Below are 25,278 nucleotides of genomic sequence, written 5' to 3' on the forward strand. Positions count from 1 at the left end.
CTCAGGTGACCAATTGACGGCAGAGATCGACGAAACTGTTCGCCCAGCCGGCGAAAAGCGCAAAAAGGACCAGCCAGACGACCAGCATGAAATGCCAGTAGATGGCGCACAGCTCCACACTCAGACGCATCCTTGCCGAAAAGGGCTCGCTCCGGGCACGGATTGCGGTGCGTCCAAGCACAAAAAGCCCGCCCAATATATGCAGGCCGTGCAGGCCGGTGATCATATAGAAGAAGCTGTTCGATGGGTTATCCGCCAGAACATAGCCTGCGGAGATGAGTTGCTGCCACGCCAGGAATTGACCGGCGACAAAGAAAACAGCCGTCGCAAAGGCTGTCACAAGGGCCGCATTCAGCCTGTCGCGATGATCTGGACGGATTTCGGTTTTCGCCCATTGCAGCGCCAGACTGCTGGCGGCAAGCGCCGCAGTATTCACCCATAACAGTCCGGGGATCGGGATACCCCACCAGTCGGCGCCGCCCATGCGGCCAAGATAGGCGCTGATAAGCAAGGTGAACAACGCGCCGACGACCGCCAGAAATATCCCAAGTCCGACTTTCGCGGTTGTCGCCGACGATCCCTGCATCTGTGGCGCATCGCCTGCCAGACCGACTTCCAGCCAGGGCTTCGAGGCCAGCCGCTGCCGCGCCATCCACCAGCCGATGATGCCGGCGATCCCGGCCATGAAGACGAGGATGGCGCTCATGACAGGGCCCTTTCGGAAGGCCCGGCCGCAGTCGGCTCGTTTTGCGGCAGGAAGTCCTCAGCCGCGCCGGGCACGCTGTAATCATACGGCCAGCGATAAACGACCGGCAGTTCCTTGCCCCAGTTGCCATGAACCGGCGGGGTCTGCGGCGTCTGCCATTCCAGTGTCGTGGCCCGCCACGGATTGCCGACCGCCTTTTTGCCCCAGCGCAGGCTCCACTCGAGATTGAACACGAACAGCAATTGCGCCGCACCGACGATGAGCGCGGCCACGGTGATGAATATGTTCAACGTATGCGCCGAATCTGGAATGAAAGCGGTTTCGCCCAGCTCATAATAGCGGCGCGGCACGCCCATCAGCCCGAGATAATGCATCGGGAAGAAGATGGCATAGGCACCGAGAAAGGTGATCCAGAAATGGACGTGCCCCATCGCCTCGTTCAGCATCCGGCCCGTGACTTTCGGATACCAGTGGTGAATCGCACCGAAGATCACCATGATCGGCGCGCCCCCCATCACCATATGAAAATGGGCGACCACGAACATCGTATCCGAAAGCGGCACATCGACAACGACATTGCCGAGGAAGAGACCCGTCAATCCGCCATTGATGAATGTGACGATGAAGGCGAGCGCAAACAGCATCGGCAGGGTGAGATGGATATCGCCGCGCCAGAGTGTCAGCACCCAGTTATAGACCTTGATTGCCGTCGGCACGGCGATGATCAGCGTCGTGGTCGCGAAAAAGAACCCGAAATTCGGGCTCATGCCGCTGACATACATATGATGCGCCCAGACGACGAAGCTCAGCGCCGCGATGATGACGATCGCCCAGACCATCATGCGGTAGCCGAAGATATTCTTGCGCGCATGGGTGCTGATCAGATCCGAGACGATGCCGAAGGCGGGAAGTGCGACGATATAGACTTCCGGATGGCCGAAGAACCAGAACAGGTGCTGGAACAGGATCGGACTTCCGCCCTCCTGCTTCAATTGTTCACCCATCTCCACGATGGCCGGCATGAAGAAGCTCGTGCCGAGCAGCCGGTCGAACAGCATCATGACCGCGGCGACGAAGAGCGCCGGGAAAGCGAGCAGCGCCATGGCGGTCGCCGTGAATATGCCCCATATCGTCAATGGCATGCGCATCAGCGTCATGCCCCGCGTGCGTCCCTGCAACACGGTGACGACGTAATTCAGCCCGCCCAAAGTAAAGCCGATGATGAACAGGATCAGCGATGACAGCATCAGGATGATGCCCCAGTCGCGCCCGCCCGGCGTTCCCGAAAGAAGCGCCTGCGGCGGATAGAGCGTCCAGCCTGCGCCCGTCGGCCCGCCGGGTGCGAAGAAACCGGCCACCAGCACAAGGACGGCGGAGAGGTAGAGCCAGTAGCTCAGCATATTGGCATAGGGGAACACCATGTCGCGCGCGCCGAGCATCAGCGGGATCAGGTAGTTGCCGAAACCGCCGAGAAACAATGCCGTCAGCAGGTAGATCACCATGATCATGCCATGCATGGTGATGAACTGATAATAATGTTCCGCATCTATGAAGGAGAAATAGCCGGGAAAAGCGAGCTGCAGCCGCATCAGCCAGGAAAGCACCAGCGCCACCATGCCGATTGCGATGGCTGTCAGGAAATATTGAATGGCAATGATCTTGGCATCCTGGCTGAAGACATATTTCGTCCACCAGCTTTTCGGGTGATAAAGCTCGACGTCCTCGACTTCAGCGGGCTGAATGACCTGCCCGACGCCGGATCCAATCTCGACCATGTTCCATCCTCCCTGTTCCCCCGATGCGGCCTTCCCTTCCAATATGCACGGCGCTCATCTGGCCGCCGACGTTTCCGCCGAAGCCAGCAATTTCGAGAAAGTCGGCTGCTGCTGCAGCCAGGCTTGATAATCGGTCTCGGTATCGACGACGACGGTACCGCGCATCTGCGGATGGCCCACACCGCACAGTTCCGCGCAGAGAACCTCGAAAGTCCCCGTCCGGGTCGGCGTGAACCAGTAATAGGTGACCGAGCCGGGGATCATGTCCATTTTGGCCCGGAACTCCGGCACGTAGAAATCATGCACGACATCGACCGCGCGCAGCAGCATTTTCACCGGCCTGCCGGCGGGCAGATGCAACTCTCCGCCTTCAATGATGACGTCGTCCATTCCGGCGGGATCGTTCCTGTTCAGGCCGAGCGGATTGCCGGGTCCAATAGCGCGCGTATCCGCCCGCCCGAGCCGTCCGTCCGCTCCCGGCAGGCGGAAACTCCATTGCCATTGCTGACCGACGACTTCCACCTCGCTCGCACCGTCCGGTACGGTCACGAACTGGTTCCATACGAAGAGACCCGGCAGAAGCATTGCAGCCACCCCAACCCCGGTTCCGCCCGCCAGCCACCATTCCAGGCGCTTGTTTTCGGGCTCGTATGCCGCCCGGTTTCCGGCGCGGTGCCTGAAGCGGAACACGCAATAGGCGACGAACAGCACAACGGCCGAGAAAACGAAGCCGGTGATCCAGAAAGTGATGATGATCGTATTGTCGATATAGCTCCAGTTCGAGGCTATCGGCGTCCACCACCACGGGCTTAGCAGGTGGAATACGATCGATCCCACCACCAGCAGAACGAGAATCACAACGACAGCCATCGTCTCCTCCCGTGACCCGGCCACGAATACTTCTACAACTCCATCGCGAGGTATATTAGAATTATCTCATAAATTGATCAGGCGAGCAATTATCGTAGCGCCTGCGGCAGCGTCCCCTTTTCTGTGCTACGGCCTCAATCAGGAAGGCACTCGCGGAAAGCAGACAGATCGAAACAAAACGAAACCACATGGCATCCCCGCACTCTCCATGGCCATCCCAGCCGCCGCGGCTCCCCACAGCGGGGCCGCAACGGCAGTAAGGATGATCTACGAATAGATTTCCTCTATGAATTCAGGGCGTACGGCGTGAATAATCGGACACGATCAGTTTCCGATAGAGGTGCCAGGTCGCGTGGCCGAGGATGGGCATGACGACCGCGAGGCCGATAAATACCGGGATCGTGCCGACGACGAGCAACGCCGCGACGATCAATCCCCAAAGCGCCACCGGAACCGGGTTGGCAAGTGTGGCGCGGATGCTTGCATCCACCGCCGCAACTGCGCCGACATCCCGGTCGAGCAGCAGCGGGAACGCCACCACCGTTGTCGCCAGCACGACGACCGCGAAAACGAAGCCGGCCAGATTGCCCCAGACGATGAGGGAGAGACCTTGCGAGGTCGTCAATACGTCCGACAGAAAGGTGGAGAGGGAAACCGGACCGGTCGCATCGAAAGTCGCAGTGTAGATTCTCTGCGCAACAATCAACCAGACGACGAAAAGCACGAACAGCATGACGGCGACCGCGATGATCGACGGCAGGGCCGGAGAGTGACAAACCTCCAGTGCATGCCGCCAGGAGCTATCCAACCCCTGCTCGCGTCGTCGACTGATTTCATAAAGTCCGATGGCCGCGATCGGACCAATCAGTGCAAAACCCGACATCAGCGGATAAATAACCGGCAGCAGATTGGCGCCGGAACTCCACATCACCAGAAAAACACCGGCGATCGGATACATAAGACAGAGAAAAACATAGTGGGACGGCTTTTCTTTAAAGTCCTCAAGTCCCAGCTTCAACGCATCCACAATATCCGGGATGCCAATCTTGCGGACTTCCGGGCGGGCAAATTCACCACTCGCACCGGCCATGACATGGAATGCCGTCATAGCACTTCTCCTCCTGCGCCATGATCCGGCTGGCGGTACAGGAACGCTCGGTGACTTCTATCGACGCGTCAAACCGCAACCGGCTGTTTTGTAATTTATCAAATTCTGTCGCCTTTGTCGCCTGTTCTTTAAATTGGAGAAATCAGACGCCCGCTGCCGGCACGGTCGACAGAACCGCACTTGTGCAAGTTTTGGATCGTTGCCAGCTCCGCGCACTGTCTATGGCGCGTGCGAAGCGGGCATGGTCTTCGGCATCGACCGATCCGTCGGGGGCGAATATCTCGGCGTCGCCTCGCAGGGCCGCGACATCGACGCCGCACAGTTCCGCCAGGCCGAGCGCCGTCAACTCGCGCATGGCGGGCAGGCAGATGGTTCGACCGCTGGCCGCGGCCAGAAAGCGGGCGAAATAGCGGCTGTTCGACAAGCCGCCATCGATGGAGATCGTATCGCCTATGGGGGCGACCGCCGATGCCGCCTCGATCAACCGCGCCGTCAGCAGGGCAATGCCTTCCAGCACGGCGCGCACCATGTCACGCCGCTCGGTCGCGTGGTCCATGCCGATGAACAAAGGCACGGCCTGCCTGTCCCAATAGGGTGCGGCAAGGCCCGAAAGGGCGGGCACGAAGACAAGGCCGCGACGAATGGCCGATGGTCCCTCGAAACCGTCGAGTTCGGCATTTTCAGCATAGAGGCCGATCTTTTTCGCCCATTCGAGCGCCGCGCCGGCATCATAGATCCCGCCTTCGATGGCGAAAACCGCAGGCGCGCCCCGCATTTGCCAGCCAATGGTCGGCAAAAGCTCTCCCGTCAACGGCCGCCCGTGACCGGCAACGGCGAGCAGAAAGGCCCCGGTTCCGAAGGTTATCTTGCAATCACCGGCCTTGCGGCAGCCATGCCCATAAAGCGCTGCCTGCTGATCGACGATGGAAACGCGGATGGGCGTTCCGTCAACCGCGCCGAAGCCACCATCGACAGGGCCGATTGCGGGCAGGCAATCCAGCGGCACGCGGTGAAGCGCGCAGAGTTCCGGACTCCAGTCTCCAGTTGAGAGATCGAGCAGACCCGTGCGCGACGCCGTTGCAAGGTCGGTGCGGAAACAGCCCGTCAGCCGGTCCAGAAAAAACGCATCGGTGGTGCCCAGCCGCAAACGGCCTGCGGCGCGTGCCTGTGCCACTGCCGGATTGTGCCTGACCAGCCAGGCCAGTTTGCTGGCCGAGAAATAGGGATCGAGCGGCAGCCCGCAAATCTCTTTCGAACGATGCGTTGCCGAAGGCGGCAGGGCGGCGAGCGCTTCGGCGGTGTGGGCATCCTGCCAGACGATGACCGGCGACAGCGCCTCCCCGCTCACGGCATCCCACGCCAGGCAACTCTCGCCCTGATTGGCGATGGCGATGGCATCCACCGGCCCGGCGGCAGCCAGCACTGCGCGGATGTTGCCCAGCAGTTCTTCCGGATCATGTTCCACATGGCCGGCGGCCGGATAAAATTGTGCGTGACGTCGGCTGGCCACGACCTCCGCCGTGCCGCCATCGCTCACCACAAGGCACCGGGTCGATGTCGTTCCCTGATCGATTGCCGCGATGCGCATCAATTGGTCTCCCGAAAATGAAAAACAATCTGCCCCGCTTCAAACGCAGCGCCGGGAATGGGCACCAGCACACGGCGTTCAGGACGCCAACGGCCGGTCTTGCTCCACACTTCCGTTCCGTCGAGATGCAGCGAAAGCCGGCCTTGAACGCGTCTGTCGAAGCGAAGCTGAAAGTCGCGAAATGCGGGTCTGTCGAGCCCGCCCGGCCGCAACATGGCGGGAACCGCCAGCTTGAGCGGATCGGCGAAGGTGACGGGAACCCCCGGCGCATTGCAGGGTTCCCGAACGAGATCGTCAGCCACCGCCGCGCCAACCCGACGGCCTTCGCGAAACGCCCAGCCGCCCGTTTCCACGGCTCGCAAGACATTCCCGCCGGCGAAGAATATCGGGTTGGGCATCCGTCCGTCCTGATCGATCAGCGGCCCGGCGCTGCCTGCCGCAACATCCACGGGGGACGCATTGAGAAGCGCTGCCTCCGGCGTGAACCGCCCGGTGAGCAGAACACCGTCGCATTGAACCGTCAGGATACGACCATTCGCAAGACGGATATCGGCCTCCTCGACCCGGCCGCGCCCGCGAATATCCGTGAGTGCCGCGCCACAATGAAAGGGCACCCCGGCCAGTCGCGGAAACCAATGGAAAGGCGACCGCGCCAGCGGATGGGGCTCCGGCTCGATCATCGCCACCGGCTGGGCGCGATGCGTCAGGCAGGTCAGAAGCGCGGAAAAGGAAACCAGTTCCGAACCGATGATAAGCGGCCGACGAAAGGGCATGATGCCGTGAAAGGCGACATAGGATTGCAGCGTGCCGGTGGTGACCACACCCACCGGCCGGTCACCAGGCAGAAGTCGCGCGGAGTGTGGTTTTTCCCGCGCGCCGGGCGCAAGCACGATACGCCGGGCCTTTAGCGTCTCGACGCCGCGCGCCGATGCCACCAGCAGCGCGCCATCCTGCCCGAGTTCCACCACGGAATGACCGGTGCGTATATCGACACCCGCATCCTGCGCCTGCCGCTGCAGGCGTTGCGCATAAGCCGGACCGAAATAGACGCGTCCGAATTCACGCATGCCGAAGGGCGAATGCAGGCAATGCCGGGTCGCGCCGCCAAGGGCCGGCTCACGGTCAAGGATCATCACGCGGGCGATACCGCGCGCTTTCAGCTCCAGCGCCGCCGCCACACCCGCCGGGCCGCCGCCGACCACGATCACATCCGCACTCTTTTGCTGAAAAGCTTCCCCTGCGCTCATTGGTTATCTCCCTCGCGAACGGCAAGCGGGGTTACCAGACGGTCCCTCGTCATCGCAGCCAGTCGGGCGTTGCAATAAAAACCCTGACAGCGGCCCATGCCCGCGCGGGTGCGCCGCCGAAGCCCACCAAAATCGCCCGGCGGCACCGGGCTTAAAAAGGTCGCCTCGATCTCGCGGCGGGTGACGAGTTCGCAATGACAGACGATTTCGCCGTGATCGGCACGCTGCCAGTCCCGCTCGCAGGTTTCCGTCAGGTTGGGCATCGTCACGTCGGGAGCCGAGGGCGGTGGGATAAAATGCGTGTCGAAACCTTCGTGAAGCCTCAGCGCATGTTGCGCCAGACCGAGGGCGGCGCTGAGGCCCGTGGAGCGAATGCCGCCGAGCGTGATCGCCCGCCGGTCCGGTCGGGCGGAAATGCGGTAATGCTTCTTTTCAGACGCGGGGCGCAGACCGGCATAAACGGCGGTCACGGAAACGCAGGCCAGCGCCGGAACGATCTCCGCACCGCGTTCCAGCAGTGCTTCCAGCGTCGTCGTCCCGACCGTCGCGCGCTCGCGGTCTTCCTGCTCTTCCGCTGTCGGACCGACGAGAACATTGCCGAAGGCGGTGGGGCACACCACGATGCCCTTGGTGATTTCGGTCGGAACGGGCAGGACGATACGCGGCACATGCCGGCGGGCAGCCTTGTCCAGTACCACGAACTGCCCCTTGCGGGGCTTGATGGCGAAGTCGGGTGAAAGCCCCAGACGCGCATCGACGATATCGCCGAACAGCCCGGCGGCGTTGACGACACTCGCGGCAAGGATAACGCCTGCCGTCGTCTCGATCCGCCACGCGCCGTCGAACGCACCGGACAGGACTTCCGCGTTGCGCACTAGCTGCGCACCCAGCGCCACCGCCTGCGTGAGATAGCCGAGCGGCGCGGACCAAGGATCGATGATATGTTCGCCCGGAACGTCGAGCGCGGCGACAAGGCGGTTGGACAGGCCTGGCATGGTTTCACGGGCCTGCCCGGCCGTAAGGAACTCAAGCCCGGCGATGCCATTGCGCCGCCCCTGATCGGAGATGCCCTGCAGTTTTTCCGCCTCGTCCGGGTTCCAGGCGCAGACCAGTGCGCCTGTTTCGACAAGGCTGAGGCCCATCTGCCCATGAATGGAGAGATACTCCTCCCGGCCTGCCTTCACCAGTTCAAGTTCCAGACTGCCTTCCGGCGCATCGAAGCCGGTATGGAGGATGGCGCTGTTGGCCTTGGAAGCGCCGGAGAGGATATCGGGGCCTTTTTCGATGACCACCACCTTCGCACCGGCCAGCGCGAAACGGCGAGCGACCGCGCAACCGACCACACCGGCGCCAATGACGGCGACATCAAATTCCGTGGAGGGGGTTTCAGCCATGGGCTTCCCTTTGCCTTCGTCTTTCAAAGCGAAATCAACGGGCGCGACGGATCGCGCCGATGCAGCAGCGGCGTTCATAAACGGGAGTGAAATTCGCGCCTGTACCAGTAGGGGCAGCCAGCACCAGCGGGCGGCCCCCGCGACTTTATTTCACGAAAGTCTTGGTCAGGCCCGCCGTGCGGTCGACGATGAGGACGACGGCAAGGGTGAGCACGATCAAGAGAACGGAAATGGCCGCAACGAGCGGATCCGCCTGCGTTTCCACATGCTGATACATGGCGACGGGAAGCGTGGTGATGCGCGGGCCGGTGAGGAACAGCGAAATCACCGCTTCATCGAACGACACCAGAAAGGAAAGTGCCGCCGTCGCCACGACACCCGGCGCGATCATCGGCATGGTCACGCGTCGGAAAATCGTGAGCGGCGATGCCCCGAGCGTGGAGGCTGCCTCCTCGAAGATCAGCGGCAGGCCGGCAAGCGAGGTGGTGAGAACACGCAGCGCATAGGGCAGCACGATGATGAGATGCGCAATCACCAGACCTGTGAAGGTGCCGAGCAGGCCGGCACCGGCAAAAACGATCAGGATCGCGAGGCCAAGAACGATGGTGGGCAGAAGCAGCGGCGCGGTGAAGAAGGCGAGAAGCGCATCCGCCCCGATCACCCGCATGCGCACGATGGCATAGGAGGCGGGCAGCGCTATCAGCATGGAGAGCACGGTGACGATGATGGCGAGAAGGGTGCTGGTGCCGAGCGCTCCCATCATCTTGGAATTATGCATGAGATCGACATACCAGCGCAGGCTCCAGCCGGAGGGCGGAAAGGTCATGTAGCTATCGGCCGAAAATGAGATCGGCACGACGAGAACGACGGGCGCCAGCAGGAAAAGGAACATGATGAAGGCGAGGATTTTCAGCGCCAGCGGAGCGGGACGTTCTTCCATCTTCGATCTCCTTTAAAGAATGGCCCGCAGAAGCCGGGAATAGAGCACCAGGGCAGTGCCGAAAATCACGAGAATGATCATCGACAGCGTCGCGGCGAGCGGCCAGTTGAGCGTCACGATGGCCTGATCGTAGATTTCCGTCGCCAGAAGGAAGACACGCCCGCCGCCAAGCAGCTTGGGGGTGATGAACGAACTGACGGCGAGAACGAAGGAAAGCAGGCAACCGAGGGCGACGCCGGGCATGGTAAGCGGCACGATGATCCGCCAGAATACCTTCCACGGCGATGCGCCGAGCGTTTCCGCCGCCTCTTCGACACGCGGATCGAGCCTGCCGAAACCCGCCAGCAGCGCCAGAATCATATAGGGCATCAGGATTTCCGTGAGGCCGATGACGACGCCGACCTTGTTGAACAGCAGCCGCACGCCGCTTTCGGCACCGAGAGCCAAAAGGATATTGTTGATGAGACCGTCATCGGCAAGGATCGCGATCCAGCCATAGGTGCGCACCACGGCCGAGGTGAGCAATGGCGAAATGACGAGCACCAGCAGCAGCGTCTTCCAGCGACCCTGCGCCCGGTGAAGATAAAGCGCGATGGGATAAGAGGCGATGAGTGTGAGAACCGTGATCAGAAGGCTGGTCAGGATGCTCTGGCCGATCAGTTCGATATAAAAACCGTCGGTCAGGGTGGACGACCAGTTGTCGAGCGTGTGGGCCTCCCCGAGACCGCCGCCGCCAAGGCTTTCACGGAAAGAAAGCAGGAGCAGGTTGAAGACGGGCATGACGAAGGCGAGGCCATTGACCGCAATGATCGGCCCGAGAAGAAGCGTTGCGAGAAACACCATGGAGGATGTGCGGCTGCCGGGAGCCGTGATCATGACCGCCGCTGTCATTGGCCTGCTCCGAAGACCAGCGTGTCCTCCACGCGCCAGACGAGGCTGACCGCGCTGCCCGTCGCCACAGGTGTTTCCCCGCCCGAAGTCGCACGCTCCACCGACAATGTCTGTCCGCCCGCGGCAATCTCGTAGTGAAGGATATCGCCTGCATAATAGACATCGCGAACCTCACCGGCGATGCGATTGACCGGCGCTCCGTCGAAATCGGGTGCGGCGTCACCGGCAACCGTCATGGCCATGCGGTGCGGCCGTACCATAAGGTCGATCGTGCCACTGTGCGAGCCGGGCGCACGCAGTGTCGCGTCGCCGACCGTGATGTGATCGCCGACCGCGTTTCCGACCAGCCTGTTTGTGCGGCCGACGAAAGAGGCGACGAAAGCCGTTGCCGGGCGCTCATAGAGATCGTGCGGCGTGCCGAGCTGTTCCAGACGCCCGCCATTGAGCACGGCGACCTTGTCGCACATGCTGAGCGCCTCGACCTGATCATGGGTGACGAAGATGGAGGTAATGCCGAGCTGTTTCTGGATGCGGCGGATTTCAGAGCGCATCTCATCGCGCAGCTTGGCGTCGAGATTGGAAAGAGGTTCGTCGAACAGGAGGATGGAGGGCTGGATGACGAGTGCACGCGCCAGTGCGACGCGCTGCTGCTGGCCACCGGAAAGCTGGGCAGGCCGGCGGTCCTCGCGCCCTTCCAGCCGCACCATGGCAATCGCTTCGCGCGCACGCCGTTCCGCTTCGGCAGCCGGCACCTTGCGCATTTCAAGACCAAACATGACGTTCTTGAGAACCGTCATATGCGGGAAAAGCGCATAGCTCTGAAAAACGAGGCCGATATCGCGCTTATAGGGCGCAAGCTGCGTCACATCCTTGCCGTCGATCAGGATCGAACCTGACGTCACGGGGGCAAGGCCGGCAATCATGCGCAGCGACGTCGACTTGCCGCAGCCGGATGGACCGAGGAAGGCAACCAGTTCGCCCTTGGGAATCTCGAGATTGAGATTATCCACGGCGACCATAGTTTCGTAGCGCTTGGTCAATGAACGAATCGAGAGAAATCCTGGCTGCATGATGTCTGAAGTTCCCATTCTGGCTTTTTGCCTTTCTCCAGAACATGTCCCGTCCCGGCGGGGTCGCGGACATGCCCTGTCCCTTGATCTATGCAATCGCGGCGGAAATTCACCTGCACTCTGCGCGGCGCTTTCCCTATGCAGGCCTTCGGACCACCCACCCCTCCATCGATCCCAACACCGACGGAGGAAATGAGCCGGGGCCCATGCCGTTTCCGCATCCGCCCGAAGGGGATGCGGAAGTCTTGCCATTTTTCACGACAGAGACGCGAAAGCCTTAGCGGCTAAGCGGGATGACCTTGCGGCGCCAGTCCTGCGTGATCTGGTCACGAACCTTCGAGAGGCCGATCCAGTCGACCGGGATAACCTTGTCCATCGCCTTTACGACCGTGCGATCGCTGACATCGGGAGCCACCGTGGCCTTGGCGTTGGTCGGCGCATAATACATGGCGGCTGTGAAGGCGGCCTGGGCTTCCGGGCTCAGCGCGTAATCGATGAACTTGCGGGCCGCCTCGGACGACGGGCCGCCCTTGACGAGGTTGAGCGTATTGATCTGCAGGATCGTGCCTTCCTTCGGAAGAACGACCTTCATCTTGCCCTTGGAACCATCGGCATTCACCTGACTGCGGGCATTCCAGCCCACGCCCAGCGACACCTGGCCGTTGACGACAGTCGGATAGACTTCCGGCTTCGGTTCCCAGGTCTGGACGTTCGGCGCGACTTCAGCCATGGCATTGATACCGGCGTCGATATTCTTGATGAAGTCGGTGCCGCCATTCATGTGGTCCATGATGATGGTCGTGCCGATACCGACGATGTCAGGAGCGCTCAGCATGGCGATCTTGCCCTTTAAAGCGCTGTCTTTCAGGGCATTCCAGCTGTCCGGCGCGGTCTTGATTGCATCGGTATTGTAGATGAGAACGAGGTTGTCGAAGGTCACGCCGACACCGGCGACGCCTTCGAAGCGAGCGTTCGGATAGAGGTCGGCAACGTTCTTGGTAACGCTTTCATCGACCTTGTCGAACAGGCCTTCATCCGTGCCGGTCTTGGCGACGGAAACGTCCATCAGCGCGATATCGGATTGCGGAGCAGCTTTCTGGGCGCGCAGCGAGCCGAGCATGGCGGCAGAACCCTGCTGCGGGAAATAGTCTACCTTGATATCCGGGTTGGCGGCCATGAAGGGCTCGATGACGGCCTTGGTGTAACGCTCCTGGAAAAGGCCGCTATAGCCAAGGAACGTCACGGTCTGCTGGGCGTGCGCCGGCAGGGCGGCCGCGCCAAGCATGAGAATCCCACTCAGAAGTATCGATTTCTTCATTGTCCTGTTCTCCTCTATTGTTATTGGGAGTGGCGAACGGATCCGCCACCCGAAAGATTGTGTCAGGCGCTGAGCTTGGCTTGGACGAATTTATTGGCGCCGGAAATATCCGGCAGCTTCTCGCCGTTGCGCAGGCGCTCCAGAAGCACGATCTCGGCTTCCTGCATGCCGATGGCGCGTTCCGCCATGGCGCGGGCCTGGCTCGGATGAAGGGCGACAACGCCGCTTTCATCGCACAGGATCGCGTCGCCCGGATTGATCATCTGGCCACCAACGCTGATCGGAACGTTGATCGCGCCTTCCAGACCAAGGATCTTGGTGGTGATCGGCGACGGGCCTCGGCACCACATTGGCATGTCGACCTTGGTGAACTCCGAGAAATCGGTCGCCGGGCCATCGACGACACCGGCTCTCACACCCGCCATCTTCATGGTGTTGGTGATGACACCGCCCCAGCAGGCGTGACGGGTATCACCGCAACGGTCGATGAGAACGATATCACCCGGACGCACGAGTTGCGTCAGGTAGTGAAGCATGGTCGAGTCGGCATTCGGGATGCGCAGCGTGACGGCGGTGCCCGCCACGCGCTTGCCCGGAAGAACGGCCCGGATTTCAGGATCGACGAAACCGGAATGAAGTACATGGCCGATCGTTGCGACTTCAACCTTTTCAAGAAGCTCGATGATGTCGGCGCCGATCTGTTCCGGCATGGGGTTGACGATAAACATTGGGTCTTTCTCCGATCAGAGAACGTGGTGGTTCGCCACCGGCACGTTGGCGCGCACCTTGGCCGAATAGTCGAAGTCGAGAGCGGCGCCGGCAGTTCCGACGGTGTCGGAGCATTGCGCGACGATGTGACCCCACGGATCGATGACCATGGAATGACCCCAGCAGGCCTTCTTGCCGCCCGCATGGGTGCCGATCTGGCCGACAGCGAGGAAATAGGTCTGGGTTTCGACGGCGCGGGCGCGGGCCAGCACTTCCCAATGGTCCTTGCCGGTCATCAGCGTGAAAGCGGCCGGCAGAACGATGACATCTGCACCCTTGTCCCGCAGGGCGCGGAACAGTTCCGGGAAGCGGATGTCGTAGCAGATGCCGCAACCGACCGTCCTGTCGCCAACCTTGTAGGTCACGACCTCTTCGCCACGGGCAACGGAATCGGATTCGCGGTAGCTGATGCCATTCGGCGTATCGACGTCGAACAGGTGAATTTTACGGTAACGGGCGATCTGTTTGCCGTCAGGTCCGAAAACGAGCGTCGAATTGTAGAAGCGGTTGCCTTCCTTCTCGACGATGGAACCGGCATGCAGCGTGATCGCGTGCTTTCTGGCCAGATCCGAAAGCAGCGAGTAAATCTCGCCGCCGGGGAATTCTTCCCCGCTCTCATGCATTTCCTGAGGATTATCTCCAAGAAATGCGAAGTATTCCGGAAGAACAACAAGATCAGGACTATCCGCCTTGACTGCCTTCTCAATTAAATCGGCAGCAACCTTGAGGTTTTCTGCCTTGTCGTTCTGGGTATTCATTTGAACAAGTGAGACTTTCACGTTGCTCTCCTCTCATGTTGCGAGGAGAATTAAGAACGGGAACTGTTTTCCTGACAAACGGAAAAACTCTATCGAAACCCATAAGGTAAGCTTATAGATTAATCATTTTGCGTTGCAGCATAAAATTTAAGCTGCCGCCGTCATCCATTGCGTGGTGGTTTCACTGACGATTTCCGTCGCCATGTCGGCAATGGCACGGGCAAGCGCGTTGTCGCCACGCTCCTGATAAACCGTGTGGAAGGTAAGAGGCGGCACCGGCGGCGTGATGTCGAGAATACGCGCTTCGCCCGATTTGATGATGCCGTCCACCAAAACGCGCGGCAAGGCGCCCACCCCGACGGCCGTGGCCACAAGGCGCGTCATGATCGACAGCGAATTGGAATTGTAGATGCGGCTATCGGACAGGCCATGTGAATCGAGAAGCGCCCGCAACGCCTGATGCGGTTGTGAGCCGGTCGAGAAGGTAAGTAGCGGAAAATGCGCGATATCTTCAAGCGTGACACCGGTTTCCGGCAGCGGCAGCTCGACCGCGCCGACCCAGCAGGATTCGAATGTACAGAGCGGTGAATTATAAATATCCGCAGCCATGATCGGCCCCATGATGAAACCGACATCCACCTCGCCGTTCTGAATGCGTTGCGAGAGTTTCAGGCTGGTATCGATGGTCAGATCGAGGCTGACACCGGGATATTGTTCGTTCACGCGGCGGATGAGAAGCGGCAACCAGGCATAGACGATCGTATCGGCGGCACCGATCCGCACCGTACCCCTCAGCGCCTCCCGGTTACTGACGATCTGCCGGAACTCGCCGGTGAGGTTGACGATCTTTTCGGCATGTTGCAGCGCCAGACGACCGGCGGGCGTCAGGTTGACGCAGCGCACATCGCGCGTGAACAGCACGACACCGAGCTCCCGCTCCAAAGCGGCGATTCGGTTGGACACCGATGCTTGCGTTGTGTGCAGACGTTCCGCGGCTGCCGAAAAGCTGCTCAATCGGGCAGCCCAGAGAAAAGTTTCGAGGAATCGCGTATTCATGGGCTCAATCTTCTCGCATGGCTCCGCGATCCAGTTCCAAGTCTCTGGCTTCGTCTTGCCCTTGGCCTTTGTGGTTCAAGGGTAGTATGTCCGATGCGCGCGCCCACAGGCAAGCGATCAAAGCCGGCGCCTCCCTTTCTCATGGGGATCGCGCCGGCCTCGTTTGCAGGGCGAGAGAATAGTCTTGAGGCGACGGGATGGCGCGAGCCAACAGACGCCCGCGCCATCCCTGCCCGGTTCTTAGTGACCGCCCTTTGTGGCCGGCACCGGCGTGTTGAGAAGCTGCTGTTCCCAGAGATAGGCGATGCCGCTGCCGCCGAAGTGCTGGATGAGGATTTCGGTCAGTTCCTCGACATGCTCGGTGCGCGCCCAATCGCGCTGCCATTCGCCGGCGAGCGCCATCACGGTCATCGGGTTCGCACCGGCCGCGATCATGCGCTGGATGGCAACTTCGTGAGACTCCTTCGAAATCCCGCCCGACGCATCGGTGATCACGGTCACGTCCCAACCTTCGCCGGCGGCCTGGATGACGGGCATTGCGACGCAGACCTCGGTCCACAGGCCGGCGATGATCAGTTGCTTGCGGCCGGTCGCCTTGACGACGTTCACCACATTCTCGTCCTGCCAGGTGTTCACCCAGGTGCGATCAATGACTTCCTGGCCGGGGAACACGTCGGTGATCTGCTTGAAGAGCAGCCCGCCGCGCGCTGCGATCACGCTGGTGAGAACCGTCGGAACATTGAAGGCTTTTGCCAGCTTCGCCAGTGCGGTCGTGAGGTTAACCACAGCCTGCGGATCGTGGCTGTTCAGGTTCGCGAGCTGATAGGGCTGATGATCGATCAGAACGAGGACGGAATCTTCAGGGCGGAGAAGTGAATCGAGGCCGTTACGAAAGGTCATGGGTTCATCCTGTGTTGGCGGTTTATTGAAGCGCTTGCGCAAAGACATGCGCCCCTTCGGGCGTTGCCGCGGGACGAAACTTGTCATTCCTGTTTATGATGCGGTAGTCCTTGTCAGCGCTGAGCTGTGTCGCAGAATGAGGAACGCCGAGTGGAAATCGAAGATCTCCGGACATTCGTCGAAGTTGCAGATGCGGGAGGCGTCAGTTCGGCCGCGTTGCGGCTCGGCATCTCCAAGTCGATGGTCAGCCGGCGGCTCGTGCGGCTTGAAGCCGAGCTTGGTGTCCAGCTTCTGGCCCGATCCACACGCGGTGCTTCCCTGACGGAGGCGGGCGCAACCTTCCGGGACTATGCGGCAAGGATTTCAGCCGAAATCGATGTGGCGAGGGAGACAATTCTTCCGGCTGGCGAGCTCCGCGGGCGTCTGCGGATTGCTGCGCCGCTTTCTTTCGGCCCGACGCATTTTGCAATGGTGATTGCGCAAATGGCGCGCCGCTATCCCCAACTCCAGATCCAGACCTGTTACACGGATCGTTTCGTGGATCTGATCGCAGAAGGGTATGATTGTGCGATCCGGGTCGGCCACCTTCAGGATTCCAACCTTGTCGCCAGACGTGTCGGCCCCCTCTACGGAAGTTTCGTCGCCAGCCCGGACTATATCAGGGCCCATGGTTCTCCGGAGACACCGGAAGAACTCCTCACCCATCAGGCTCTCATGCAGGGAACGGAGACTTGGCAAGTGATGGATGGAGACAGGGTGACAAACATTCGCCCACAGGGACGTTTCAAGGCCGACAACGGAGCCGCGCTCGCCGTCGCAGCAGTTGCCGGTTTGGGGATCGCCGTGTTGCCCGACGATCTCATCAAGGATCATCTGGACTCGGGCGAGCTGGTCCGCGTCATGAAACGCTATCCGCCGCCGCCGGCGGGAATATTTGTCGTCAGACCGCCCGGCCAGCATCCGGCAAGAAAAATCCGGGTGCTGACCGAAATGCTGATCGAGTGCTTTGACCATGGCCCGGCGACGGTGTTCCGTTCCAATGCCGGGGGAAGCCCCCCGGCCGCCACCTGACCGGCGCGTTTTCAAAAACGAGCGCGCTCCATCCGTCACTCAGCAATGGGCTTCGGGAGAACCAGATCGCCGACGGTATATGTGTGGAACTCGCTTCTGGAGACGGTGTCCAGTTTCCGGAATTTTTCGACGAATTGCGGATCGGAAAAGAACTCGTCGACATTGCCGGTTCCCTGAATGGCCTCGACGTTGACGACCGTCTCTCCGTCGGTGCTTTTCGCAAGGCTGCTCCAGAGGAACCCTTCCTTTCGTTCGGCAACATAGTGAACGACATCCTGAATAATGGCGAAGGCTTCGTCCTGCTTTCCCGGATGCGCATGAATGACGTTGACAACGAAGGTCGTGGGAGCGGGTGAGCCCGCAAAAGCTGCGATAGGTTTCGTTTCCATGAGTTATCTCCATTTGACGCTTGGGGCCATTTCGGCCGCGACGACATCTGGATATCGGAAGCAAAATAGCGGATAAACGAGCTGCTATTCTTAACATACCGGACAAAAATTCCTTAATTGCGGCGTCATGGACAAGCTCGGAACACTCGGCATATTCATTCAGGTGGCGGAAGCGGGAAGCTTCGTAGCCGCCGGGCATCGCCTCGGCATCTCCGGATCCGCCGTCGGAAAAGCCATTGCGCGTCTGGAGGAGGAGCTGGGCGTAAGACTGTTCAATCGCTCGACACGCAGCATGGCCCTGACGGAGGACGGAAGTTTCTTCCTCGATACATGCCGACGCATCCAGTCCGAATATGAGACCGTGCAGGCGCAACTGTCGAGATCGCAGGCCGTTCCGCGCGGGCAACTTCGGGTGAGCCTTCCGCTTGCGGGCATGCTTCTGATGCCGACGATATCCGCCTTCATGGAGGTATATCCCGAAATCAGCCTCGACCTCGATTTTACCGATCGTCTGGTTGACGTTATCGAAGAGGGATTCGACGCCGTCATCAGAACCGGCGAGATCAGGGACACGCGGCTGATGAGCCGAAAGCTCGGCACCTTCAGACACAGCGTCGTGGCGGCGCCTGACTACCTCAAGGCGCATGGACGCCCGGAGGTCCCGGAAGATCTTGTCCGGCACTGCTGTCTCCATCATCGCTTCGCCAATTCCGGAAAGCTGGAGCCATGGCCGCTGGTTCGCGAAGGACGCGAAATCAGGATCGATCTGCCGGTCGCCACCGTTGCGAGCACGCTGGAACCACTGATCTACCTTGCGGAACGATCGTTCGGGATAACATGCCTGCCCTCATTCGCGGTGACATCCGAAATCGCTCAAGGGAAACTGGTATCGCTGCTCGACGACTACATGGCCGACACAGGGACCTTCCGCGTCCTCTGGCCGACCAATCGATATCTCTCTCCAAAAGTCAGAGCATTTGTAGACTATATGGCCGCCAATCTTTTCGCCCGATGATCGCACCGGGGCATGGCGAACCACACGAGCTCCCTATGCGCCGGACCGGAAGCATCGTTCGGGCATCAGCCTGCCGTGATTTTTTCCTGCAAGAGCCGGATGGCGAGATGCTGGATCAGAATGATCGTCTTGCCATCGCGAATATCGCCGCGGCCGATCATCCGCATCGCCTCGGGCAAGGCGATTTCCAGCACGTCGATGTCTTCGCCCTCGTCCGCTGAACCGCCGCCTGCCCCGACCTTATGTTTCTCGGCATATTCGCCGTAGAAAAAGGCGAGATATTCCGTGACCGATCCGGGGCTCATATAGATATCGAACAGATGCGTAAGTTCGGAAACCTCATAACCGGTTTCCTCGATCAGTTCCGCACGCATTCGCGTCGCCGGGTCAGCGCCTTCCAGCAGCCCCGCCGGTGTCTCGATCAGCGATTCCAGACCGCCATTCAAAAGTGCCGGCAACCGGAACTGGCGGGTCAGCAGCACATTGTCGCTTGCCGGATTGTACAACAGGCATGTCGCGCCGTTGCCGCGATCATAGGCCTCCCGGGTCTGCCGTTGCCAGCTTCCGTCCCTCAACTGAAGTTCATACTCATACTTGGTCAGCCGTCCCCAATCATCCGCCAATACACGTTCGGAAATGGGGCGGTAAACACTGCTATTCATCAAAGTCACCTCGTTTTCGTCTGTCTTTTCAAATGCCTTGCAGCTGGCCTTCTACATGCGTGCGCGTTTCGCCGCCAACCCATATCTGGCCGGCATCGTCGCGGGTCAGGTAGATGCGGCCGTGGCGGCCAAGGCGCGTTCCCTGCGCCGCGACATAGTCTTCGCCAACCACGCCCGTCGCGAAGAGCCATTGCGCCAGCGAGGCGTTGAGGCTTCCGGTGACGGGGTCTTCGACGATGACGCCCAGATGATCGCTGAAGAAGGCGCGAACCTCAAAGGCGATCTCGCCGCCTGGCGCATGAGGGCCAACCACACCGATATCGATACGGCCGGGCCAATTGCGGGCCGGGTCGAGGCCAAGCACCTTTTCGGCCGATGCCAGCCTGATTCCCAGCCAGCCGGGACCATTATCGATCCAGGCGGCATCGATGATATCGCAAGCCTCGATCCTCAACAGCTGCCGCGCTTCTTCCAGTTCGGCGGGCGTCGGTACGCCGGAACGGATAAGCGGTGGAGCGGCAAAACAAAGTCGCCCATGCGAGCGCCGGATCGTGACCAGTCCCGCACCGCATTCCTGAACAATGTCGGTTTGATTTTCTGGCATACCGTTGGCGCAGAGCCAGGCATGGCAGCTGCCAAGTGTGGGATGCCCGGCAAAGGGCAATTCCCTGTCCAGCGAGAATATCCTGACCCGGTAATCAGCCTGCGGATGGGTGGGTTGCAGCAGAAAGGTGGTTTCGGAAAGGTTGAACCACCGCGTCAATCGCTGCATTTCATCCGCCGACAAAGCATCGGCGCCGATGACGACCGCCAACGGATTGCCGGAAAGCGGCCCGGAGCCGAACACGTCGATCATATGGATAACAAAACTCATGGCATGGCTCTTTTCAGTTGGGATTGATCGGCAACGCCGATGGTGGGGCTCTCAGTTCTGAGAGAGAAGCAATTTCAGTCCCGCAACGGCAAATACCGTAGAAAGCACGGATTCGATCCAGCGCCGCAATCTGGTGTAGAGCGAAATCATCGAAGCGGTGGAAAAGAGAAGCGCATAGCTGCCGAATACAATGACGCCGAGAAGGGCGCAGCCGCCAATGATCGCCGGCAACATGCCCGCAGGCGCGTCCTCGCGAAACCCCAGCGACATGATCGCTATCCAGGCCATGATGGCTTTCGGATTTCCGATATGCATGAGGAGACCCTGCCGGTAGAGCGCCCGATAGCGCGGCGTCGCACGCCCGGTATTCATCCCCACAAGGTCGGAGACCGGCTTCAGGGCCGACCTGCCCGCTCGAAAGGCCAGATAAAGCAGGTAGACGCCGCCAAATATCTTGATGATGAAAAGCGCCTGGGCATAGGCGGCCAGCACGGCGGACATGCCCGTCGCCGCAAGGATCGCCCAGAAGAGCGAGCCGGTGATGACACCGGCAGCCAAAGCGAGTGCGGGCAGACGGCCATCGCGCATCGCCGTGCCCATGATCGCCATGTTGCTTGGCCCCGGGCTGGCGGTGGCGACGATATAGGTGCCGTAGACGAGGGCGATCTGGCTGGCGGTCATTTCGATTTCTCCAGAAGCAGGATACTTCCCCAGCACTATTGCTGGAGGTCTCCGCGATGAACGATGTGGACCTTGTTGCCGTCAGGGTCACGCAGATAGGCGCCGAAATAGCCGTCTCCGTAATGCGGGCGTGGCCCCGGAACTCCTTCATCCATGCCGCCATGCGAAAGGCCGCCGGCATAGGCCATCTCCACCGCCTCTTTCGACGGCGCCAGAAAGGCGACCATGCCGCCGTTGCCAACCGTGGGCGGCTCGCCGTTGAAAGGGCGATAGACATAAAAGCGGGGCAACGGGGAGTGTGCTGCCACCCAGCAAAGCGCCGCAGGCCCGCCATCCGGGGTAACGACCCGCCGCGTCAGGCAGAGTGGGACAAGCACGGCATCGTAGAAGCGTTCCGCCCGCTCAAGATCACGCGTTCCGACGGTTATATGGCTGAACATTCGATCCCCCGGGCGCCGGCATCATGGCCGATCGCCCGCCGTAAAGTGTGGATTTCAATCAGCGTCGTCATAGCCTATGTTACACTTAGTGTTTATTGAAATAGTGTAACGTGACACTTTTATCGAAGGTACGACCGTGCTGCTGCAATCCCCCTGGACTCCCCGTCTTGCAGATATTGAGGCGAATGCCGCAGAACGGCTGGTGCTTGCGCTTGCCGATGACATCATCGAGGGGCGGCTGACGGGCGGCGACCGTCTGCCCGCCCATCGCGATCTCGCATGGAAACTTGGGGTGGGGCTTGGCACGGTGACAAAAGCCTATTCGGTTCTCGAACGGCGCGGGCTGACACGCAGCGTCAAGGGACGGGGAACATTCGTGGCGCTCCAGGAGGCGCACAAGGATCGGCAGTTCGACCTCTCCTCCAATGCGCCACCGGCCACGCTCAACGCCCGCATCCTGGCCAGGACGCTAACGGGGATCGCCCGCAGGATCGATGCGGATCACATCAATCTTTACGCCCCGCCCGCCGGACATCTGGAACACCGCCGCCTTCTCGCTCACTGGCTCGAGACGCTGAGCCTGACCGTCGATCCGTCACATCTGGTGCTGACAAGCGGCGCCCGCCAGGCGCTGGCGCTGGCCTTCGATCTCGCCTGCGGCCCGAAGGGCCTGCTCCTGACCGAACGGATCACCTATCCCGGCGCGATCGCACTGGCCCGGCGGAAAGGATACCGGATGCAGGGTATCGAAATCGATGCCGAAGGCATGGTGCCGGAAGCGCTTGCCGCGGCGCTCGCCGGCACGACGTCGCGTGACGGCACCGCAGTCTACCTGACGCCGACGCTGCATAATCCGACAACCGTCACCATGGGCGCAGCGCGGCGGCAGATCATTGCGGATATTTGCCACCGGGCGGGCGTATGGATCATCGAGGACGGCGTTTATGCGGCATCGGCCGAGGCCTTGCCGCCGCTCGCCTCACTGGCTCCTGAAATCTCGTTTCATGTGAACGGGCTCTCCAAGTCGCTTGGTCCCGGCCTGCAGATCGGCGTGCTTGCAGTGCCGGCCGGGCTGCACGACACCGCCGAAGACCTTCTGCAGGACATGCCGATGGCCCCATCCGCACTGTCCTGCGTGGTGGTTGAAGATTGGCTGACCTCCGGCATCATCTCGTCAATCCAGCGGGATTTACGCCACGAGGCCCGACGGCGCTCCAGCCTGGCTGTTTCGCTGCTCGGCACGAACCGGCTTGGCGCGCATCCCGATGCATACAACGTCTGGCTGCCGATGGAACGCGACGCCGCCAATCGTTTCGCATTCGCCGCTGCGGCGATGCGTATCAAGCTGACCCCTCCGGAATCCATGCTGGTGAATCCCGACGATCCGGCGAGCGGTATTCGGCTCTGTCTCGGCGGCCCGTCATTCGATGATCTCACGGAGGCGCTGACGCTTCTGGCGGGGTTGCTGAAGCGTTGGCCTTGAGGCCATCGGCAAATAAACGACGATACGAAAATTGCATGGAAGCGACCGTATATTATGAGTGATCACCCGCTTGCGCCGGACCAGAATGGGTGGAACCCCTGGAGCCCTGCCGAGCTGTCCCAGCGACTGGACGGCGTATCGCGGCCATGGTGCGTTGTCGGCGGCTGGGCGCTCGATCTGTGGCAGGGAGCAAGACGCGTGAGCATGATGATCTCGAATTCACGGTCCTGCGCGAAGATCTGGGTATCTTTCGCCGGAAACTGGGTGACATGGAGTTCTATACCGTCAACGATGGCGTTATCGAACCGCTGCCGGCGGACCAGCACCCGGCTCCCGAGATTTTTCAAATATGGTGCTTCGATCGCCCTGCCGGGTGCTGGCGCGCCGATATGATGATCGAACCGGGGACGAATGACACCTGGGTTTACAAGAGAAATCCGAAAATGACGCGGCCGCGGATCGAAATGGTGTCGCTGACCGCAGACGGCATCCCTTATCTCAATCCCTCCGCCGTGCTTCTGTTCAAGGCAAAGTACAGGCGTCCCAAGGACGAGGACGATTTCGCAAGAGCCCGGCCAAAGCTATCTCTTTCGGAACGCCTCTGGCTGCGGGATTGCCTCGAGCGCCTGCACCCGGGTCACGACTGGGTACGGGCGCTACACGTCCTGTAAGGCTCGCTTACGGTTAAACGGTCGGTAAAACGCCAGAAACGCCTCATTTTACGACTTTGATCGCCCAATGTTTAGTCAAACATCGCAGGCGCATCTGTTTTATGCAGCAATACCTATCTAAACGGATAGGTACTGCGCTTTCAAACCAGCCATACTACCCACCCGAAAGAGTGAAGCCCCTATTCGCCTAAACTCTTTCGTCCGGCGGCAAGCCGATGCACCGTAAGGCATCGGAACAAGCGGCGCAGTCACCGGAGGCTCGGCAAGCGTCGGATACGCAACTTCAGGCCTGGTTTTGCCCGCATATGCAAGTCGTTGCGGTGCTGAAGGAGATATCGAGAATGCGTGACGTCCATGTTCGTGTCGTATCCCCCATCGTAACGCGCGGCTTTCGCAAGCTGGCGGATCTCAAGGCGCTGGAATATCCCGGCATCAGCCTTTCCCACGCCGAAATAGCCACCGGGCCGGGCTCGATCGAAAGCGAGTTCGAGGCGGCGATGTCCGTTCCCGGCACCCTGCTTGAAATAGCCCGCGCCGAACGTGAAGGTGTCGATGCCGTCATCATCGATTGCATGGGCGATCCCGGCCTGCGCCCGGCCCGGGAGATTTCCGGCATGGTCGTTCTCGGACCATGCCAAACCGGCATGCATGTTGCTTCCATGCTGGGACACAAATTCTCCGTCATCACAGTCATGCGCCGCCTGATCCCGTCTTTTGAAAACACCGCCGCCCTTAGTGGCCTTTCCAGCAAGCTGGCCTCGGTGCGCAGTGTCGATATTCCCGTGCTGGATCTCGAGGCGGACCTTGCCGCCACCGCCCGCCGCCTGGTCGAGGAAGGCAGGAAGGCGGTGGAGGAGGACGGCGCGGAAGCCCTGATCTTCGGCTGCACCGGCCTGATGGGATGCGCCGCCGGCCTGCGTGAAGGGCTGCTTGCCGAGGGCATCGACGTTCCCGTCGTCGACCCCATCCCGACAGCCGTTTCCATTGCCGCCGGCCTCGTCCGCGCCGGCCTTTCCCAGAGCAAGACGACCTATCCGGCACCCCCGGAAAAGGAACTGATCGGTTACGACGCACTGCACAGGGCCATGTTGCCGCAAGCGGCCGAATGACGGGGGACCACGCAACATGGCGGTATCGGCAATGACGACAACGGACAAGCAGATGGACGGCCTGCCCCTCGCTCAGGTTTCGCCGGCGCGAAAACGCTTGAGCGACGGTTTCGGCTTCTGGCTGCTCCTGCTGCCCGCCCTGATTTTTTTCATCGCCTTTTTCGTCGTGCCCACCGCCTCGCTTTTCGCCCTCGCCTTCAACAAATCGGCGGCCGGCGTCATCACATTGTCGAGCGCGATCACGTTCGACAATTTCGTGCGCATCTTCACCCGCGCCATCTATTACGAGGCCATCCTGCGCTCCGTCGGTATTGCCGCCATGGTGGCGCTCGTCTGTCTGGTGCTTGGATATCCGCTTGCCTATGTCATCGCCAAAACGGTCAATCCCGGCCGTAATACCATCGCTCAATGATCAGAACTCATTGGCCCATTTGCGGTGACCGATGGACATGATGCGCCATGGCTGGCTTTCGAGTTTCCGCCAGGCGTCGCAG

The 25,278-nt window shown here is 60.7% G+C and carries 25 protein-coding genes and 1 pseudogene; 6 read left to right on the forward strand and 20 right to left on the reverse strand.

Annotated elements, in window-relative coordinates; genetic code table 11:
* Position 1: 1 nt before the first annotated feature.
* The 15 genes from ACQZ5K_RS23715 to ACQZ5K_RS23785 all read right to left on the reverse strand — a co-directional run bounded on the left by ACQZ5K_RS23715 (position 2) and on the right by ACQZ5K_RS23785 (position 16,389).
* Positions 2-706, reverse strand: a complete 705-nt coding sequence (locus tag ACQZ5K_RS23715; protein ID WP_448741616.1) for a cytochrome c oxidase subunit 3 — start codon at positions 704-706, stop codon at positions 2-4.
* Entirely contained in the window at positions 703-2,481 is a 1,779-nt protein-coding gene (locus ACQZ5K_RS23720; RefSeq protein ID WP_448741617.1) for a cytochrome c oxidase subunit I, read from the reverse strand. The genes ACQZ5K_RS23715 and ACQZ5K_RS23720 overlap by 4 nt, the downstream gene beginning before the upstream one ends.
* Before the next feature lie 54 nt (positions 2,482-2,535).
* Complete coding sequence (locus ACQZ5K_RS23725; protein WP_080857786.1) at positions 2,536-3,351, reverse strand: cytochrome c oxidase subunit II; 816 nt, start codon at positions 3,349-3,351, stop codon at positions 2,536-2,538.
* A 292-nt stretch (positions 3,352-3,643) separates the two neighbouring features.
* The gene (locus tag ACQZ5K_RS23730; RefSeq protein ID WP_448741618.1) at positions 3,644-4,459 is read right to left on the reverse strand and encodes a DUF2189 domain-containing protein; all 816 of its coding nucleotides are present in this window, start codon (positions 4,457-4,459) and stop codon (positions 3,644-3,646) included.
* Between the two features lie 142 nt (positions 4,460-4,601).
* A complete protein-coding gene (locus ACQZ5K_RS23735; RefSeq protein WP_448741619.1) occupies positions 4,602-6,047 on the reverse strand; it encodes an FGGY family carbohydrate kinase in 1,446 nt (481 codons plus the stop codon).
* Entirely contained in the window at positions 6,047-7,294 is a 1,248-nt protein-coding gene (locus ACQZ5K_RS23740; protein ID WP_448741620.1) for an FAD-dependent oxidoreductase, read from the reverse strand. Before ACQZ5K_RS23740 ends, ACQZ5K_RS23735 begins: the two co-directional genes overlap by 1 nt.
* Positions 7,291-8,688: an FAD-dependent oxidoreductase gene (locus ACQZ5K_RS23745; RefSeq protein ID WP_448741621.1), complete on the reverse strand. Its 1,398-nt coding sequence runs from the start codon at positions 8,686-8,688 to the stop codon at positions 7,291-7,293. The genes ACQZ5K_RS23740 and ACQZ5K_RS23745 overlap by 4 nt, the downstream gene beginning before the upstream one ends.
* A 145-nt stretch (positions 8,689-8,833) precedes the next feature.
* Positions 8,834-9,628 (reverse strand): ABC transporter permease, encoded by a 795-nt coding sequence (locus tag ACQZ5K_RS23750; protein WP_137005429.1) that lies wholly within the window; start codon positions 9,626-9,628, stop codon positions 8,834-8,836.
* 12 nt (positions 9,629-9,640) lie between these two features.
* A complete protein-coding gene (locus ACQZ5K_RS23755; protein WP_137005428.1) occupies positions 9,641-10,519 on the reverse strand; it encodes an ABC transporter permease in 879 nt (292 codons plus the stop codon).
* Positions 10,516-11,589 carry an ABC transporter ATP-binding protein gene (locus ACQZ5K_RS23760; RefSeq protein WP_137005953.1) on the reverse strand — a complete coding sequence of 358 codons (1,074 nt, stop codon included), beginning with the start codon at positions 11,587-11,589 and terminating at the stop codon, positions 10,516-10,518. Before ACQZ5K_RS23760 ends, ACQZ5K_RS23755 begins: the two co-directional genes overlap by 4 nt.
* A 277-nt stretch (positions 11,590-11,866) precedes the next feature.
* Positions 11,867-12,907 carry an ABC transporter substrate-binding protein gene (locus tag ACQZ5K_RS23765; protein ID WP_035261025.1) on the reverse strand — a complete coding sequence of 347 codons (1,041 nt, stop codon included), beginning with the start codon at positions 12,905-12,907 and terminating at the stop codon, positions 11,867-11,869.
* 62 nt (positions 12,908-12,969) lie between these two features.
* Positions 12,970-13,635, reverse strand: coding sequence for an RraA family protein (locus ACQZ5K_RS23770; RefSeq protein WP_137005427.1), 666 nt, complete (start codon positions 13,633-13,635; stop codon positions 12,970-12,972).
* A 15-nt stretch (positions 13,636-13,650) separates the two neighbouring features.
* On the reverse strand, positions 13,651-14,433 hold the full coding sequence (locus ACQZ5K_RS23775; RefSeq protein ID WP_059761162.1) for a carbon-nitrogen hydrolase family protein: 783 nt from the start codon (positions 14,431-14,433) through the stop codon (positions 13,651-13,653).
* A 147-nt stretch (positions 14,434-14,580) separates the two neighbouring features.
* Complete coding sequence (locus ACQZ5K_RS23780; protein WP_020812348.1) at positions 14,581-15,489, reverse strand: LysR family transcriptional regulator; 909 nt, start codon at positions 15,487-15,489, stop codon at positions 14,581-14,583.
* Positions 15,490-15,729: 240 nt separating this feature from the next.
* Entirely contained in the window at positions 15,730-16,389 is a 660-nt protein-coding gene (locus ACQZ5K_RS23785; protein ID WP_003521973.1) for a hydrolase, read from the reverse strand.
* Positions 16,390-16,539: 150 nt separating this feature from the next.
* On the opposite strand from ACQZ5K_RS23785, the gene ACQZ5K_RS23790 reads away from it, so the two are divergent.
* Positions 16,540-17,460, forward strand: a complete 921-nt coding sequence (locus tag ACQZ5K_RS23790; RefSeq protein ID WP_448741622.1) for a LysR family transcriptional regulator — start codon at positions 16,540-16,542, stop codon at positions 17,458-17,460.
* Positions 17,461-17,495: 35 nt separating this feature from the next.
* Here ACQZ5K_RS23790 and ACQZ5K_RS23795 read toward each other — a convergent pair whose 3' ends face one another.
* Positions 17,496-17,849, reverse strand: a complete 354-nt coding sequence (locus ACQZ5K_RS23795) for an antibiotic biosynthesis monooxygenase (RefSeq protein ID WP_135398260.1) — start codon at positions 17,847-17,849, stop codon at positions 17,496-17,498.
* Positions 17,850-17,976: 127 nt separating this feature from the next.
* Between ACQZ5K_RS23795 and ACQZ5K_RS23800 the strand changes: the two genes are divergently transcribed.
* On the forward strand, positions 17,977-18,864 hold the full coding sequence (locus tag ACQZ5K_RS23800) for a LysR family transcriptional regulator (protein WP_448741623.1): 888 nt from the start codon (positions 17,977-17,979) through the stop codon (positions 18,862-18,864).
* Between the two features lie 65 nt (positions 18,865-18,929).
* Here the strand turns inward: ACQZ5K_RS23800 and ACQZ5K_RS23805 are convergent, their stop codons facing one another.
* Genes ACQZ5K_RS23805 through ACQZ5K_RS23820 form a run of 4 tightly spaced genes read right to left on the reverse strand, consistent with a single transcriptional unit; the run spans position 18,930 to position 21,521 of the window.
* A complete protein-coding gene (locus ACQZ5K_RS23805) occupies positions 18,930-19,526 on the reverse strand; it encodes an NUDIX domain-containing protein (RefSeq protein ID WP_448741624.1) in 597 nt (198 codons plus the stop codon).
* A gap of 28 nt (positions 19,527-19,554) precedes the next feature.
* Complete coding sequence (locus tag ACQZ5K_RS23810) at positions 19,555-20,400, reverse strand: PhzF family phenazine biosynthesis protein (RefSeq protein WP_448741625.1); 846 nt, start codon at positions 20,398-20,400, stop codon at positions 19,555-19,557.
* Between the two features lie 51 nt (positions 20,401-20,451).
* Positions 20,452-21,081, reverse strand: coding sequence for a LysE family translocator (locus ACQZ5K_RS23815; RefSeq protein ID WP_448741626.1), 630 nt, complete (start codon positions 21,079-21,081; stop codon positions 20,452-20,454).
* A gap of 35 nt (positions 21,082-21,116) precedes the next feature.
* Positions 21,117-21,521 (reverse strand): VOC family protein, encoded by a 405-nt coding sequence (locus tag ACQZ5K_RS23820; protein ID WP_448741627.1) that lies wholly within the window; start codon positions 21,519-21,521, stop codon positions 21,117-21,119.
* Positions 21,522-21,657: 136 nt separating this feature from the next.
* On the opposite strand from ACQZ5K_RS23820, the gene ACQZ5K_RS23825 reads away from it, so the two are divergent.
* The 4 genes and pseudogenes from ACQZ5K_RS23825 (at position 21,658) to ACQZ5K_RS23840 (ending at position 25,196) form a co-directional block, all read left to right on the forward strand.
* The gene (locus ACQZ5K_RS23825) at positions 21,658-23,004 is read left to right on the forward strand and encodes an aminotransferase-like domain-containing protein (RefSeq protein ID WP_448741628.1); all 1,347 of its coding nucleotides are present in this window, start codon (positions 21,658-21,660) and stop codon (positions 23,002-23,004) included.
* A 54-nt stretch (positions 23,005-23,058) separates the two neighbouring features.
* A pseudogene (locus tag ACQZ5K_RS23830) lies at positions 23,059-23,675 on the forward strand (nucleotidyltransferase domain-containing protein).
* Between the two features lie 341 nt (positions 23,676-24,016).
* Positions 24,017-24,784 carry an aspartate/glutamate racemase family protein gene (locus ACQZ5K_RS23835; RefSeq protein WP_003521962.1) on the forward strand — a complete coding sequence of 256 codons (768 nt, stop codon included), beginning with the start codon at positions 24,017-24,019 and terminating at the stop codon, positions 24,782-24,784.
* A 16-nt stretch (positions 24,785-24,800) separates the two neighbouring features.
* Positions 24,801-25,196 carry a hypothetical protein gene (locus ACQZ5K_RS23840; protein WP_448741629.1) on the forward strand — a complete coding sequence of 132 codons (396 nt, stop codon included), beginning with the start codon at positions 24,801-24,803 and terminating at the stop codon, positions 25,194-25,196.
* The last annotated feature ends 82 nt before the right edge of the window (positions 25,197-25,278 follow it).

Source organism: Agrobacterium sp. 22-226-1, from assembly GCF_053522345.1.